This is a genomic window from Exiguobacterium sp. SH0S1 (genome assembly GCF_004337165.1).
Lineage (GTDB): Bacteria > Bacillota > Bacilli > Exiguobacteriales > Exiguobacteriaceae > Exiguobacterium > Exiguobacterium aurantiacum_A.
This window is the reverse complement of the sequence record NZ_SJVC01000001.1, coordinates 1,206,078-1,220,991: the sequence shown is the minus strand read 5'-3', so window position 1 is coordinate 1,220,991 and position 14,914 is coordinate 1,206,078. Positions and strand designations below refer to the sequence as shown.

Genomic DNA, 14,914 nt, shown 5'->3' with positions numbered 1-14,914 from the left:
ACGATGACCGTACAATTTGAATTAGATGCACAAGCAGTAGCGGCACGTGCAGAGGCGCTCGGTGGACCAGCATGGATGGTCAACCGACGTAAAGAAGCAGCAGAACTTGCGCCGACTCTCGCCTTGCCTAAAGTTGAAAAAATCAAGATTGATAAATGGGATTTCACAAGCGGAGACGTCGAGCTCGCGAAGCTTGACGGGTTGACGCCTGAAATCGAAGCATTGCTCGGAGACCACCGGACAAACGTGCTCGTTGAACGCAACGGTCATGTCGTCTATAACGAACTTACGATGCCAGAAGGCGTCTTGTTCATGGGAATCCAACAAGCGATGGAACAACATCCGGACCTCGTCGAGAAATACTTCATGACAGAAGGCGTTCGGGTTGACGAAGATCGCTTGTCTGCCTTGAACGCAGCGCTCACGAACGGTGGGGCTTTCTTGTACGTCCCGAAAAACATGCAATTGAAAGACCCGCTTCAAGCCATCTTCACGATGGAACAAGCGAACGGGTCGTTGTACCATCACACGATCGTCGTCGCCGATGAAGGCAGTGAAGTGACGTATATCGAAAGTTTCTTGTCGAACACAAATGAGCCGCACACGGTCAACGCCGTGACGGAAGTGTTCGTCGGAGCGAACGCGAAAGTCGTATTCGGTGGAGTCGACCAGCTCGCTGAGTCAGCACTCACGTTCATGAACCGCCGCGGTGTCGTCTACGAGAACGCTCATCTTGATTGGGCACTCGGACATATGAACGACGGCAACTCGCTCGTCGAGACGAAGACGCATCTCGTCGGAGACAACACGTACTCGAACACGAAAGCAGTCACGATCGGTCGTGGCGCACAGAAACAAAACTTCAACATCCGGACCGACCACTTCGGGAAGTCTTCGGAAGGGTTCATCTTGATCCACGGTGTTCAAAAAGACTCGGCAACAGCGATCTTCAGCGGGACATCGATGATTCATCACGGTGCCTCGAAGTCGAACGGTGTCCAAACGGAACGCGTTCTCATGTTATCTGAAAAAGCACGGGGTGACGCCAACCCGATCCTCCTCATCGATGAGGATGACGTTATGGCCGGCCACGCCGCTTCAGTCGGACGCGTCGACGACATTCAGTTGTACTACTTGATGAGCCGCGGTCTGTCACGTAAAGAAGCAGAACGTTTAATCATTCACGGATTCTTGAACCCGGTCGTCGAGCAACTCGCGATCGAGTCGGTCAAAGACCGTCTCCGTGAAGTCATCGAAGGGAAAGTGCGTTAAGATGATTGATGCCTCGATTCGTAAACAGTTCCCGATTTTAGATCAGGAAATCAACGGCCATCCGCTCGTCTATCTCGACAGCGCGGCGAGCTCCCAAAAACCGCTTGCTGTCATCGAGGCGATCGAGGATTACTATCGCCGCATCCATTCGAACGTGCACCGTGGCGTCCATACGCTCGGCACGCACGCGACGGATGCGTATGAAGGGGCGCGGGAGCGTGTCCGTTCATTCATCAACGCCTCAGTACCGGAAGAGATCATCTTCACGCGTGGGACGACGACGGCGATCAACCTTGTCGCTTCAAGTTACGGGGACGCCAACGTCAGCGCGGGAGATGAGATCGTTCTCACACCGATGGAACACCACGCGAACTTGATTCCATGGCAACAGCTCGCCAAACGCACAGGTGCGAAACTCCGTTACGTCGAAATGACACCAGACGGCCGGATCACGCTCGACGCGGTGCGGGAAGTGTTGTCGGACCGGACGAAGATCGTCGCCATGAGCCACGTCTCGAACGTGCTCGGCACGATTAACCCGATCGCGGAAGTGGCGCAACTCGCCCACGAAAAAGGCGCGGTCATGGTCGTCGATGCGGCGCAAAGCGCGCCGCACCGGAAGCTTGACGTCCAAGCGCTCGATTGTGACTTCCTTGCCTTCTCTGGCCATAAGATGCTCGGTCCGACCGGGATCGGTGTCTTATACGGGAAGAAACAGCTGCTTAAAAACATGGAGCCGGTCGAGTTCGGCGGTGAGATGATCGATTACGTCGACTTGTATGAGTCGACGTGGAAAGATATCCCGTACCGCTTTGAAGCGGGAACGCCGATCATCGCCGGTGCGGTCGGTTTGGCTGCCGCCATCGACTTTTTAGAAGACCTTGGTCTCGAGAATGTCGAGGCGCACGAACGGGCGCTCGTGACGTACGCCATCGAACAGATGCGTACGATCGAAGGGATCGAGATCTTCGGTCCTGAGGAGCGCGTCGGGCTCGTCACGTTCAACTTGAACGACGTCCACGCCCACGACCTTGCGACCGTCTTGGATATGCAAGGGGTCGCGGTACGGGCCGGTCATCACTGTGCCCAACCGCTCATGCGCCTCCTGAAGCAATCATCGACTGCCCGAGCGAGCTTCTACTTGTATAACACACGAGATGAAGTCGATCGCTTCATCGAAGGGTTACGTCAAACGAAGGAGTATTTCAATTATGAGTTTTAACAATCTCGACATGTTGTACCGACAAGTCATCATGGATCATTATAAAAACCCAAGAAACCGTGGCGTCATCGAAGATGGCGTGACGATCGACTTGAACAACCCGACGTGCGGGGATTCACTCCGACTCCAACTTCAAGTCGAAGACGGAATCGTGAAAGATGCCAAGTTCGAAGGGGAAGGCTGTTCGATCAGTCTCGCCTCGGCATCGATGATGACCCAAATCGTAAAAGGCAAGTCTGTAGACGAAGCGCTCCAATTGGCGAACATCTTTTCACAGATGGTCCAAGGGAAAGACTACGATACAGACACGTTCGACCTAGGCGACATCGAAGCGTTGTCTGGTGTCTCAAAGTTTCCGGCTCGCATCAAGTGCGCCACGCTCGCGTGGAAAGCGCTTGAAAAGGGAGTCGACGAGGAAGCGTAAGTAGAAGGAGGAGACCGATATGGCGAAAAACATGCCAGACGTTGGCGATTATAAATATGGCTTCCATGATCGAGACATCTCGATTTTCCGTTCAGGCCGCGGCTTGACGAAAGAAATCGTTGAAACGATCTCGAACATGAAAGAAGAACCGGCATGGATGCTCGAGTTCCGTTTAAAATCACTCGAACAGTTCCGCAAGATGCCGATGCCGACATGGGGCGGCGATCTCACGTCACTTGATTTTGATGAGATCACGTACTACGTCAAACCGTCTGAGAAGACGGAACACTCGTGGGATGAGGTTCCTGAAGAAATCAAACGGACGTTTGATAAGCTCGGAATCCCGGAAGCGGAACAAAAATACTTGGCAGGTGTCTCGGCTCAGTACGAGTCAGAGGTCGTCTACCATAGCATGCAAGAAGACTTCGAAGAAAGAGGTGTCATCTTCAAAGATACGGACACTGCTTTGAAAGAAAACGAAGACTTGTTCCGTGAGTATTTCGGGAAATTGATCCCGCCGACGGACAACAAGTTCTCGGCACTCAACTCGGCCGTCTGGTCAGGTGGCTCGTTCATCTATGTACCAAAAGGTGTGAAACTCGAGCAACCGCTCCAAGCCTACTTCCGGATCAACTCGGAAAACATGGGTCAATTCGAGCGGACGCTCATCATCGTCGACGAGGGCGCTTCGGTCCATTACGTCGAAGGATGTACGGCACCGGTCTACACGACGAACTCGCTTCACTCAGCTGTCGTCGAAATCTTCGTCAACAAAGACGCATACTGCCGCTATACGACGATCCAAAACTGGGCGAACAACGTCTATAACTTGGTCACGAAGCGTGCCGTCTGTGAAGCAGGCGCGTCGATGGAGTGGATCGATGGTAACATCGGATCGAAACTCACGATGAAGTACCCGGCCGTCATCTTAAAAGGTGAAGGCTCACGTGGGATGACGCTCTCGATCGCACTCGGCGGTAAAGGGCAGCACCAAGACGCTGGGGCGAAGATGATTCACCTCGCACCGAACACGTCGTCGTCGATCGTCTCGAAGTCGATCTCGAAACAAGGCGGAAAAGTCTCGTATCGCGGAATCGTCCACTTCGGCCGTAAGGCGAAAGGTGCCCGTTCGAACATCGAATGTGACACGCTCATCATGGACAACGAGTCGACGTCGGACACGATCCCGTACAACGAGATCTTGAACGACCAAGTCTCACTCGAGCACGAAGCGAAAGTCTCGAAAGTGTCAGAAGAGCAGCTCTTCTACCTCATGAGCCGTGGTATCTCGGAAGAAGAAGCGACCGAGATGATCGTCATGGGCTTCATCGAGCCGTTCACGAAAGAATTGCCAATGGAATATGCGGTCGAAATGAACCGTCTCATCAAGTTTGAGATGGAAGGTTCGATCGGATAACCGCATAAAATCAGTGTTTTGGAGAGTTTTTGGTGGTGACGATTCGTTCTAACCCTCAATCAGCCCTCAAAGTTGACGGCGGAGCATCCATTGGATGCTCCGTTTTCTTTAAAGGACGGTCGTATTTTGTCGAACGAAACTTGTGGAAACCAACACCTTAAATTGTGGTATTGTGTACCAATTTTTCTGTCTGTTCGATATGATTAATTAAGATTGATTGCAAGCGGGGGTCGAAAATGAAGAAACTGTCTTTTGGAGATGACACTACCGTCATGAAGGCTTATCATGGTACCTCCCTGAAAAACGCAGAATCTATCATGGAAAACGGGTTCTGGCCATCGGTTGGCGAAAAACACTGGTTAGGTGATGGAATTTACTTTTTCAGAGAAGATGATGCCCAAGCAAGGGTGTGGGCTTACCACGAAAAGCATAATTTAATTAAAAAAAGAAAATATCGCGAAGCAAAGAAGTATAAAGGTTGTGTATTTGAGTGGAAGGCTATCCTATCGGGAGAAGAGTTCTTAAACCTAGATACTCGATCAGGTGCTATTTATTATAGTGAACATCTCGAAGAGTTCATGGAGATGATTGATGAAGAAGGGATTCAGGTCCCGGGAAACTGGTGGTATTTGAACTCGCTTTTCTATGAAGGAATTGACGAAAAATTTAAAGTCATCCAACGAACTTTTTCGGTTCCTAGCGTATATGACAAACATGACACCACGATATTCAACACTTTAATGTTTTTGCCGATAAAAACAGGGAAAAACAAAGAAGAAGTAGAAGTACCGAATATACCTACTCATTTAATTAACGGATGCCAAGTGGTTGTGAGAGATTCACAACTCATTTCACAAGAGGCGTTGAAGTGGTTAGCTTGCTAAAATGATGTAGGTTTTGTTCTATTTTCGTTTGACGATGTAGGACTAGGAGGAATGAGCAGTGAACAGAGAAGAAAGAAAAAGAAAAATGAAAGAAAAGTTGATTCAAAAGCTCGAGAGAGATGGTGTTGACTACACAATCGGAGCAAAGGGTGAAGGGAAACTTATTGTTATCGAAGACGGTAAAGTGCTAGGAGAACTAGGTTCACCTCTCCCCCAAGAAGAAATCATTTCTATTCTTGTAAGGTCGTCACAAGAATCAGAAGTCGAACCGATTTTGTCCGAGGACATTCTTGTCGAAAACTTCTACACTATGCTGATTTCTGACAGTGGGTCTATCGAAGAAATTGGTTTGTTCGATCAACACGTGACTTCAAGTCTAGAAATCAAAATTGAACATCCGAGCAAAATGTTTATTCAAATTGACGATTACTCATCAGAAGAATTCACCTTGGATATTCCAGACGAGATGATGTTAGGGGCTGCTTGATTTAATGAAAAAGTTAAAGTTTGAGCGTTATAGAGTTGAAAACTTGTCTTTTAAACAAGACCAAGATTTCAGAGAAGATAAAAACTTGTCAGTTTCAATGGGATCAAATGTAGAAATGACTGGCGAAGATAGTGCGATTGTTTCAATCATTTGTCATTTGGAATCAGCAGACGAGAATTTCGAGTTATCTATTCGCGTTTCTGGAGATTTTGTTGTAGAAGAGGATGAAACGAAAGATAATATTCCGGGTGTGACGAACGAGTTGCTTTTGAGCCGGAACAGTTTATCTATTCTATTCCCGTATCTTAGGTCGGCAATATCGCAAGTTACTTCGATTGGATACCATAATCCAGTTGTGTTGCCGCCAATCAATATTCTTGACTTCATTCAAAAAAGCAAAGAGGAGGAACCCGAAAAATAATCGGTCCTCCTCTTTTTATTTGAGCACTTTTTCTTTTTCCAATTTAATATGACGTTTACCTGCAGCTTATTATTCATTCTGTTCAAGATAAACCTCTATAGCTTTTTCCCGTCTAGATATCGCATCTTGCGATCCTACCACTTTACCAGAATTCGTTAGTAAATAATTAAACTCCCACGTACCATGTTCCATAAACAAAAACTGTGTCTTTTGAGAGTTGAACAACTTATGAAGTTGTTCGGCTTCGTCGAGATGGTCACTCATTTTTTTTGTGGCTTCTGCAATTATTGCGGGATTTTCTGTTTGTATAACAAATTCAATTACTGGTGTTTTAGAGATAACAAATATATAGGTAATCGGTCTGTTTTTAGGGATACAGAGCTTAGCATATTTAATTGCAACAGTTCGAAGTGTGGAGTAAAGGTTGGCGATGTCATTATTTATATCGTCTGTTATCTTTTTTCCTACAGTTGTAAGGAGTTTTTGTGCAATTAATAACTGTATGGCGCTCTCAGACAAATTAATGATTAACTGAGGATCAGGAATAAATGATTTTCTAACTATAATTTTAGAGTCAAATGATACTTCTTCTGGCACTTCATCTTGAAAAATTTTTAAATCCTCATTTGAGTTGAAGTTGTTCAAATCAAATGAAACTTGAATTGAAGAAGGAATCTGATCTTTTTTGATTAAAAATGGTTTTTCATTTGGCCAGGTATCGATGATTACTTTTTGTCCTGTAGGTAGAGTTATTTCTTGAGAATTTTCCCTGTCAAATAAAATAGATTCGCCGAATAATCCATATTCTCCATCAGGCAATTGTTCAATATAGGCTTTAGTGATTTTACCAAAAAAGGGTAATGTTAAATCATGCTCAATAGTCATCCCTAACGCTGATGATTCGTTCATTTGATTCGCAGCGCCTTCTAAGGATTCTTTAGTCATTCTTTGATTATGTCGATCTAAATGTGTCGAGGCCATCATCTGAGCTTTTCTCATTAAAAATTCATCCCTTTTCGATTAATTTAAATTAAACTACACACCTTAATTCAAAACGAGAGTACTGAATATGATTCTTAATAATATCTTCGCTTAGAAAAATGTTTTTTAACTTTTACCGATTTGTCAAATGAAGAGCAAAACATTTTTCGATGGAGGACTCACATAATATTTTCTATTCGAGACATTTCTTCGATGGTCCGTTGATTATGGCAAGCGAGTCAGCGAGTTGGTCTTGAGCACGTCGATTATCAAGCAATAGAATAGGTGGGTATACATCTCTGGCTCTAGATAAGTCTTTATTTTAACACGCTCCACTATGTTACCTTAATTCTGAATGAGGAAGATGCTATGGGCTTCTTATTTTCTGATTGGGGGGTTGGACTTGATTTTATAATTCATCCTCTAATAAAACAAGGAGGTATGTCTCATGAAGCGATTTCAGTTAGAGAGCAAAAAAAATAATGTCCTTCATGCATTACATCCATGTGCGGTGTCATCGATGTAAGCAATGTCCAGATATTGTGAAGAATGAGACGTTGCGTCTCAGCTGTCTCGGTTGAGGATACGTGCGCATGTATACGGACGGAGTCTATCGAACGGGTGGGTGGCCTTCAATCCTTTCTGTAGATTACCGCTTTATTTGCAGAAGAGTGATGGTGAGAACAGCAGTATCGAGAGTCGCCTGCCCAAGTGGATGAAGCAAAAACACAACCGAGAGGATGTGTTGCGGGCGATCAAACGATTAGAACTCGAATATGAGAAAGGATGAACCGAGATGGATCGACAAAAAGAATTACAAATAATCGAGGAGCGGCAATTGACCTCGGTGATGAATGAGACGAAATGGAAACGATTTGGTCAAGCTGTGAGCACGACGTTACCGTATTTACCGCCGTATCAAATCAAATACTTAGGTGAAGATACGTTATTTCCAAGCGACGAATTGTCTCAATTCGAAAATTTAGATTGGGATGATGTTTGGGTGGAATCATCTTTACGATCAATCGAATGGATTCGATTGCGCTCAAAGGTGTTGCTCTATAAAGGAGTCATCATTGACCCAGACATGTGTGATATGACCGATGAACTTATAGACATCCTAAAGAAAGAGCGAATCCCATTCATCCAAAAAAGCGATACCATCCAAGTGTTTGGATATGTTCGGGATACAGGGATTTTTGAGAGATAGTTTAAGAATTAGCGAAGCGAGGAATCAGGTGACATCCTCATCTATTGGATTTTTGTCGTGAAACTAGAGCGAGTCGGGTATGCTAAAAGAGAGACTGTTTTTAGGGAGGAATGATTGAATGGAAACAATTGATCCAAAAGACATTACCCGCATCGCCGTCGTCGGTGCCGGCTGGGTCGGCATCAGTTTTGCTTACCAATTATCGATGGCGGCGCTCTGTGAAGAGCTCGTCTTGATCGACTCGAACCACGCGAAAGCGGAAGGTGAGGCGATGGACTTGAACCACGGCATCTCGTTCGCACCGAGCCCGGTTCGGATTTGGGCAGGGGATTACACGGATTGTCGTGACGCCGACATCGTCATCATCACGGCTGGAGCCGCCCAAAAGCTCGGGCAGACACAGATGGACCTCGCCGGGCAAAATGCGGTCGTCGTCCGTGACGTCACAGAACAAATCATGGCGAGCGGCTTTGACGGGATCATCGTCGTCGCGACGAACCCGGTCAATGTGATGGCCCACGTCGCCTGGAAAGCGTCCGGCTTGCCGAAACACCGCGTCATCGGCTCAGGGACGGTGCTTGATACGGCACGTCTGCGTTATAAGCTCGGCGAATACTTCGACTTGTCGTCGCGTAACTGTCACGTCTATTATATGGGCGAACATGGTGCCGGTGGTTTCGTCGCCTGGGACAACGCCCGGATTTATGGCAAGTCGATGAAGCAATTGCTCGCCGACAATGATTCGTATCACCAAGAGGATTTAGACGCGATCTATCAAGAAGTACGCGATGCCGCGAACCAGATCATCGAATATAAGAGCGCGGCGTATTACGCGATTGGTCTCGGCCTGCTGCGCATCGTCCGCGCCATCGTCCGGAACGAAAACACGGTCGTGACGATCGGTGCCCATCTCGACGGTGAATACGGCGCCTCCGACCTCCATATCGGGGTACCTGCCTTGATCGACCGGAGCGGTATCAGTCAAATCATCGAGATCGACTTGACGGCTGAGGAGCAACAACAGTTCGACGCCTCGGTCGGACGGATTCGCCAGGCGATTGACAAAATCGAGACAAGTTCATAACAAAAACCCGGCTGCCGTTGCAGCCGGGTTCGTTGTTACGACGCCTTTTTCTCGGCGACGTCTTTCTTGTAATATTTTTCAGACGAGAAGAATTCAGTCGTCAGTCGCTTCACTTCACCGCTTAGCATCAATACGGCGATCATGTTCGGGATGAGGATCATCGCGAGCATGAAGTCAAGGAAGTTCCAAATCATCTGGGCGCCACCGATCGAACCGATGACGATCGAGGCGATATAGACGACTTTCATCACTTTACCGGCCGTCAAACCGAACAAGTACTCGGCTTGGCGTGAACCATAAAAGATGATGACGATGATCGTCGACAAGACGAAGAAGATGAGTGAGATCGTCACGAGCAGGCTGCCCGTATACCCGAAGTATTCACGGAAAGCGATCGTCGTGAGTGCGGCCGGGTCGCTCATCGCGCCTTCGCGAGTCCAGACACCAGACGATAAGACGACGAACGCGGTCGTGCTACAGATGATGAGCGTGTCGATGACGATCCCGATGACGGCCCAGAAACCTTGGCGGACCGGGTGATCGGTCTGGGCGGCTGCGTGCGCAATCGGCGCCGTCCCGAGACCGGCCTCGTTCGAATAGAGTCCGCGGGCGAAACCCCAACGGATCGTCTCAGCAATGGCTGCCCCGGCGAATCCGCCGAGCGCGGCCATCGGTTGGAACGCGTACGAGAAGATGAGACCGAGAACGTCAGGGATTTGCGAGAAGTTCATCAAGACGATGATGAAACCGGCCCCGACGTACACGAGTGCCATCGCTGGAACAATGATTTCTGTTACTTTAGCGATCCGTTTCATGCCACCGAAGACGACGAGTGCGACGAGTCCGGCGACGATAATCCCGGTAATGAGCGTGTCGCCGTTGAACGTCTCACGGACGGCCGAGCTGACGGCATTGCCTTGGACCATGATGCTCGGGATGAGCTCGATCATGAGGGCGAACGCGAACCATGAGGCGAGCCATTTCCACTTCAGCCCTTTGGCCATGTAGTAGACCGGACCGCCGACAAATTCCCCAGCTTCATTTTTCTCGCGGTAACGGACGGCGAGGACACTTTCTGAGAACTTAATGGCCATCCCGACGACGGCGATGACCCACATCCAGAAGATGGCGCCCGGTCCCCCGAACATAATCGCGGCCGGGACACCGATGATGTTGGCGGCACCAATCGTCGACGATAACGCCGACGTCAACGCCTGGCGAGGACTGATGTCGCCTTCGCCTTTCGGTTTTTTAAAGACGCTTCCTAACGTTTGTTGAACTATGTAGAGCGGGTATCGGAATTGGAAGAATCCTAATTTGATGGTCAAGTATACACCTGATAACACGAGCAGGGAGATGATTGGGACTCCCCATAGCCAATTCGAAAACGACGTCACGATATTCACAATCTGTTCCACATCACCACTCCTAATCAGTATTTTATTTATATAGTGTTACCTAAGCAGCGTCTCGCTAAACCTGTTATTTCATATGAAGGAGGAGAATACGCATGAAACTGGCTAAACAATTGATCGTCTCAGGACGCGTCCAAGGGGTCGGCTTTCGCTATTTTTGTCAAGCGACCGCAATCGAATCGAATCTAAAGGGATGGGTCCGGAATTTGAGCGATGGTACGGTCGAAATCCACGTCGAAGGGGACGAGGCCGACTATGCATCGTTCAAACGAGCGCTCTATGACGGCAATCGGTTCGTCGGCGTCGAACAGATCGAAGAAACGGATATCGCGGAAGCATCGTACCGTAAATTCGATATCCGCTATTGACTATTTTTTTGAAAAGATGACATGAATTCGGTTGACAAGTAGGCTCCTGTTGTAAAAAGAGGGAGCTTTTTTTATATGGAAATCTACTTCTCAGAAAAATAAACATCTTTTTTAAAGATAGGGTGGTCAAAAAAAGGATAGTGTGTATAATGGAATAGACCAAGCGCTTTATTGTCAGAAAATTTAGTCATTTAGTCGGAATTTGTTCAACACGGAAGGTACTACAATGTATGTGGAGGTAGTTGTATGAAAAAATCAACATTATTCCCGTTAGCGTTTACGATTTTCGCATTATTCTTCGGAGCCGGGAACTTGCTGTTCCCACCGATGCTAGGAGCGTTGGCAGGTGAGAACCTGTTCCCAGCCCTAGTCGGATTCGTCATTACCGGCGTCGGACTTCCTTTACTCGCCTTGTTCGCGGTCGCGCGGGTCGGTGGAGGGTCTGATCAAATCGCCCAGTATATTCCGAAGCGTCTTGCACTCCTTTTGACGGGATTAATGTACGTGGCCATCGGACCGTTCTTCGGGATTCCTCGGACGGCAGCGGTCACGTATGAGATGGGAGTCGTGCCGTTCCTCGGTGCGCCGTCAACGTTCACACTCGCCATCAGTTCAACTGTCTTTTTCGGCTTGACGTTCCTTTTGACGCTCCGCGCTCAAAAATTGATTGAGATCATCGGACGGATCATTACGCCGATCCTCCTCGTCTTGCTCGCTGGCATCGGGATCACAAACCTTGTGGCTCCGCTCGGCTCACCGGTCGCGCCGGCAGCAGGGTATGAGACGTGGCTCGGGGCACTCGGTGAAGGCTTTAAACAAGGTTACTTGACGATGGACGTATTCGGGGCACTCGTCTTTGGTGCAATCGTTCTCGTCACGCTTAAAGCGAACGGGATGTCGGATCAAAAAGAAGCGTCATCGCTTCTCCGGACATCGGGATTGCTTGCCGTCACGTGTTTGATGCTCGTCTACATCTCGCTCGCATCGATCGGAGCGAACATGACGGGTGTCACGGGAACGACTGACGGAGCAAGCCTCCTTCAAACGTTTGCCGGTACATCGTTCGGTCAAGTCGGCATGCTCGCACTCGGGGCAGCGGTCTTCCTTGCTTGTTTGACGACAGCCGTCGGACTCATCAGTGAGTTTTCACGGTTCATGAGTAACACGTTCGAGTCGCTCAAGTACTACCAAGTCGTCATCGGGACAACGTTATTCGGTTACTTGATTTCACTCGTCGGTCTCGGTACGTTGATTGAAATCGCGATACCGTTACTCACGCTCTTGTATCCGGTCATGATCGCACTCGTGCTCGTTTCGGTCACGGAACGGATTCAACGTAACCCGCAAGTCGCCATGAAGGCGACCGTTTACACGGCGCTCGTGTTCTCGTTGTTCGAGACGGCACAAGGCTTGGCTCCAACAGCCGTGACTGCATGGATCACGAACTTGCCGATGGCTGAGATCGGGCTCGCCTGGGCAGTTCCGACGTTGATCGTTTATGTCGTCACACTGTTCTTACCGAAACAGCGGTCGAGCGGATCACTCGCCGAGTCACGCATCTCATAATCACAACGACACCCATCCTCTGGTCCAGGATGGGTGTTTTGCTGTCTTATCGTTTGCTCATTCCATTCATCAACAAGTAAAATGAATAGATGAAAAGGAAGTGATGTACGTTGACGACAAAACAAAAGAAACAATTGGCGATTCTCATGCTGAACATGTTCATCGCTGTAGCAGGATTCGGGATTATCATTCCAATCATTCCCGACTATTTAAAAATGATAGGTGAAGGCGGTACCGCCGCCGGACTGATGATTTCGGTCTTTGCCGGGGCGCAGTTGCTCATGTCACCGATCGCGGGGAAATGGGCGGACGTCTACGGTCGCCGGCTGATGATCATTTCAGGGCTCATCGGCTTCACCATCTCGATGGCAGTCTTTTACTTATCGGACAATTTGACGGTCTTACTGATCTCGCGCGCCATCGGCGGAGTCGGGGCCGCATTGCTCATTCCAGCCATCTTTGCTTACGTGGCCGACATTACGACGCTCAAACAACGGGCGAAAGGAAATAGCTATATTTCCGCGGCAATGTCGCTCGGGATCGTCATCGGACCAGGGATCGGGGGCTTCGTCGCCGAGTTCGGGCTGAAGGCACCGCTACTTTTGTCGGCGATCGTCTCATTCGTCGCCGTCATCTCATCGATCATTCTATTGAAAGAACCGGACCGGGAAGCTTACGTCCGGACGAACGAGACCGAATCGCTGCCACGGCAACTCTTGTCGTCGACTCGAAAGCCGTACTTCTTCGTGCTCGTCATCAACTTGGTCATGGCGTTTGGGCTCATGGCATACGAGTCGGTGCTCGGATTGTTCGTCAGTGAGACGTTCAGTGCGACGCCGCAAGAAATTGCCGTCATGATCACAGGTACGGGGATCGTCAGTGTCATCGTTCAGCTGTTTGCCGTCGACCGACTCGTCTCGCTCTTCGGTGAGATCAAAGTCGTGCTCATCTTCATTATGCTCGCGGCACTCGGCTTCTTGTTCTCGCTGTTCGCGGGATCGTATGCGATTTTCTTCGCAATCACGCTCATCATCTTCTTGTCGACCTCGATTCTTCGTCCGGTGTTGAATACGCTTGTGTCGAAGATGGCAGATAAAGAACAAGGCTTCGCGATGGGGATGAACAACGCCTATATGAGTATCGGTAATATCGTCGGGCCGACGCTTGCCGGGATCGCTTTCGATATCGACATGCGCTATCCGTTCATCATGGGACTTGTCTTGTTGCTCGTGACGTTTAGCGGGACACTCAATTGGTCAAAGCGAAACGCGGAGACATCGTTCGAACAATAATGTGAGGAGGAAACACGATGATTTATGTCGGTGTGACCGGTTGGGGAGACCACGACCTGCTCTATACGACGCCGGAAGAGCGGAAGCACAAACTGTCGACATATGCCGGGCACTTTCCGACGGTGGAGGTCGACTCCTCGTTCTATGCGATCCAACCTGTGAAAAACTATGAGAAATGGAATCGTGAGACGCCGGACGGCTTTCAGTTCGTCGTCAAAGTTTCCAGGGAAATGAGCGGTCACGACCGTGAACCGAAGCTGCCGCTCACCGAACTGTTCGAGCGCTACCGGATATCGGTCGAGCCGCTCAAACAGGCGGGGAAACTGCGGGCCGTCCTCGTCCAACTCCCGCCGTGGTTCGACGTCTCGAAGCCGCATCTCGACTATTTGCGGACGATTCGAGCGGAGCTGATCGACTATGACATCGCCGTCGAGTTTCGGAACCCGACGTGGTTCTCGGAAGCATTTCGCGACCGGACGCTCGCGTTCTTGACCGAGCAACGCTTCATCAACACGGTGTGCGACGAACCTCAGACGAAAGAGAGCAGCATCCCGTTCGTCCCGGTCGTCACGAACAAGGAAGTCGCAGTCGTCCGTCTGCACGGCCGCAATACGGCAGGGTGGCTCCGCAAACCCGGGATGACGAGCCAAGAGTGGCGTCACGTCCGCTGCTTGTATCGATACAGTGAGGATGAACTGCAAGAACTTGCGACGGCGTGCCGGGCACTCGAACGAGATGCCAAGTCGGTCTACGTCTATTTCAACAACAACTCGGCCGGGGATGCGGCACCGAACGCGAAACGTTTGATTGAGATTCTCGGTGCCGAGTATGAGCTCGCCCCGAGCCAAATCAGCCTGTTTTAGGAAGAGGG

The 14,914-nt window shown here is 49.3% G+C and carries 15 protein-coding genes; 13 read left to right on the top strand and 2 right to left on the bottom strand.

Features of this window, described 5'->3' with window-relative positions:
* The first annotated feature begins 3 nt into the window (after positions 1-3).
* From sufD to EVJ20_RS06200, 7 genes are all read left to right on the top strand, one after another.
* Positions 4-1,272 (top strand): Fe-S cluster assembly protein SufD, encoded by a 1,269-nt coding sequence (gene sufD, locus EVJ20_RS06230; RefSeq protein WP_131463934.1) that lies wholly within the window; start codon positions 4-6, stop codon positions 1,270-1,272.
* A 1-nt stretch (position 1,273) separates the two neighbouring features.
* The gene (locus tag EVJ20_RS06225; RefSeq protein ID WP_071397918.1) at positions 1,274-2,494 is read left to right on the top strand and encodes a cysteine desulfurase; all 1,221 of its coding nucleotides are present in this window, start codon (positions 1,274-1,276) and stop codon (positions 2,492-2,494) included.
* Positions 2,484-2,918, top strand: a complete 435-nt coding sequence (gene sufU, locus EVJ20_RS06220) for a Fe-S cluster assembly sulfur transfer protein SufU (protein WP_070328745.1) — start codon at positions 2,484-2,486, stop codon at positions 2,916-2,918. Before EVJ20_RS06225 ends, sufU begins: the two co-directional genes overlap by 11 nt.
* Before the next feature lie 19 nt (positions 2,919-2,937).
* Positions 2,938-4,335: a Fe-S cluster assembly protein SufB gene (gene sufB / locus EVJ20_RS06215; protein ID WP_070328746.1), complete on the top strand. Its 1,398-nt coding sequence runs from the start codon at positions 2,938-2,940 to the stop codon at positions 4,333-4,335.
* A gap of 236 nt (positions 4,336-4,571) precedes the next feature.
* Complete coding sequence (locus EVJ20_RS06210; protein WP_071397917.1) at positions 4,572-5,219, top strand: hypothetical protein; 648 nt, start codon at positions 4,572-4,574, stop codon at positions 5,217-5,219.
* A 58-nt stretch (positions 5,220-5,277) separates the two neighbouring features.
* On the top strand, positions 5,278-5,706 hold the full coding sequence (locus tag EVJ20_RS06205; protein ID WP_131507290.1) for a hypothetical protein: 429 nt from the start codon (positions 5,278-5,280) through the stop codon (positions 5,704-5,706).
* A 4-nt stretch (positions 5,707-5,710) separates the two neighbouring features.
* The gene (locus EVJ20_RS06200; protein ID WP_131507288.1) at positions 5,711-6,127 is read left to right on the top strand and encodes a protein-export chaperone SecB; all 417 of its coding nucleotides are present in this window, start codon (positions 5,711-5,713) and stop codon (positions 6,125-6,127) included.
* Positions 6,128-6,196: 69 nt separating this feature from the next.
* Here the strand turns inward: EVJ20_RS06200 and EVJ20_RS06195 are convergent, their stop codons facing one another.
* Positions 6,197-7,126 carry a hypothetical protein gene (locus EVJ20_RS06195; protein WP_131507286.1) on the bottom strand — a complete coding sequence of 310 codons (930 nt, stop codon included), beginning with the start codon at positions 7,124-7,126 and terminating at the stop codon, positions 6,197-6,199.
* Between the two features lie 778 nt (positions 7,127-7,904).
* On the opposite strand from EVJ20_RS06195, the gene EVJ20_RS06190 reads away from it, so the two are divergent.
* Both EVJ20_RS06190 and EVJ20_RS06185 read left to right on the top strand, forming a co-directional pair.
* Positions 7,905-8,318 carry a DUF6678 family protein gene (locus EVJ20_RS06190; RefSeq protein ID WP_071397913.1) on the top strand — a complete coding sequence of 138 codons (414 nt, stop codon included), beginning with the start codon at positions 7,905-7,907 and terminating at the stop codon, positions 8,316-8,318.
* A gap of 118 nt (positions 8,319-8,436) precedes the next feature.
* A complete protein-coding gene (locus EVJ20_RS06185) occupies positions 8,437-9,402 on the top strand; it encodes an L-lactate dehydrogenase (RefSeq protein ID WP_131463928.1) in 966 nt (321 codons plus the stop codon).
* Between the two features lie 35 nt (positions 9,403-9,437).
* Here the strand turns inward: EVJ20_RS06185 and EVJ20_RS06180 are convergent, their stop codons facing one another.
* On the bottom strand, positions 9,438-10,820 hold the full coding sequence (locus tag EVJ20_RS06180; RefSeq protein ID WP_131504667.1) for an alanine/glycine:cation symporter family protein: 1,383 nt from the start codon (positions 10,818-10,820) through the stop codon (positions 9,438-9,440).
* A gap of 92 nt (positions 10,821-10,912) precedes the next feature.
* On the opposite strand from EVJ20_RS06180, the gene EVJ20_RS06175 reads away from it, so the two are divergent.
* The 4 genes from EVJ20_RS06175 to EVJ20_RS06160 all read left to right on the top strand — a co-directional run bounded on the left by EVJ20_RS06175 (position 10,913) and on the right by EVJ20_RS06160 (position 14,906).
* Positions 10,913-11,185, top strand: coding sequence for an acylphosphatase (locus EVJ20_RS06175; protein WP_131490438.1), 273 nt, complete (start codon positions 10,913-10,915; stop codon positions 11,183-11,185).
* 246 nt (positions 11,186-11,431) lie between these two features.
* Positions 11,432-12,751, top strand: a complete 1,320-nt coding sequence (gene brnQ / locus EVJ20_RS06170) for a branched-chain amino acid transport system II carrier protein (protein WP_131463922.1) — start codon at positions 11,432-11,434, stop codon at positions 12,749-12,751.
* 110 nt (positions 12,752-12,861) lie between these two features.
* The gene (locus EVJ20_RS06165; protein WP_070328751.1) at positions 12,862-14,043 is read left to right on the top strand and encodes an MFS transporter; all 1,182 of its coding nucleotides are present in this window, start codon (positions 12,862-12,864) and stop codon (positions 14,041-14,043) included.
* A 17-nt stretch (positions 14,044-14,060) separates the two neighbouring features.
* Entirely contained in the window at positions 14,061-14,906 is an 846-nt protein-coding gene (locus tag EVJ20_RS06160; RefSeq protein ID WP_131507284.1) for a DUF72 domain-containing protein, read from the top strand.
* Positions 14,907-14,914 lie beyond the last annotated feature (8 nt).

Bases quoted from the DNA above. Each gene is read 5' to 3' on its own strand.
- sufD (WP_131463934.1), top strand. From the start codon at position 4: ATGACCGTACAATTTGAATTAGATGCACAAGCAGTAGCGGCACGTGCA.
- EVJ20_RS06225 (WP_071397918.1), top strand. From the start codon at position 1,274: ATGATTGATGCCTCGATTCGTAAACAGTTCCCGATTTTAGATCAGGAA.
- sufU (WP_070328745.1), top strand. From the start codon at position 2,484: ATGAGTTTTAACAATCTCGACATGTTGTACCGACAAGTCATCATGGAT.
- sufB (WP_070328746.1), top strand. From the start codon at position 2,938: ATGGCGAAAAACATGCCAGACGTTGGCGATTATAAATATGGCTTCCAT.
- EVJ20_RS06210 (WP_071397917.1), top strand. From the start codon at position 4,572: ATGAAGAAACTGTCTTTTGGAGATGACACTACCGTCATGAAGGCTTAT.
- EVJ20_RS06200 (WP_131507288.1), top strand. From the start codon at position 5,711: ATGAAAAAGTTAAAGTTTGAGCGTTATAGAGTTGAAAACTTGTCTTTT.
- EVJ20_RS06195 (WP_131507286.1), bottom strand. From the start codon at position 7,126: ATGAGAAAAGCTCAGATGATGGCCTCGACACATTTAGATCGACATAAT.
- EVJ20_RS06190 (WP_071397913.1), top strand. From the start codon at position 7,905: ATGGATCGACAAAAAGAATTACAAATAATCGAGGAGCGGCAATTGACC.
- EVJ20_RS06185 (WP_131463928.1), top strand. From the start codon at position 8,437: ATGGAAACAATTGATCCAAAAGACATTACCCGCATCGCCGTCGTCGGT.
- EVJ20_RS06175 (WP_131490438.1), top strand. From the start codon at position 10,913: ATGAAACTGGCTAAACAATTGATCGTCTCAGGACGCGTCCAAGGGGTC.
- brnQ (WP_131463922.1), top strand. From the start codon at position 11,432: ATGAAAAAATCAACATTATTCCCGTTAGCGTTTACGATTTTCGCATTA.
- EVJ20_RS06160 (WP_131507284.1), top strand. From the start codon at position 14,061: ATGATTTATGTCGGTGTGACCGGTTGGGGAGACCACGACCTGCTCTAT.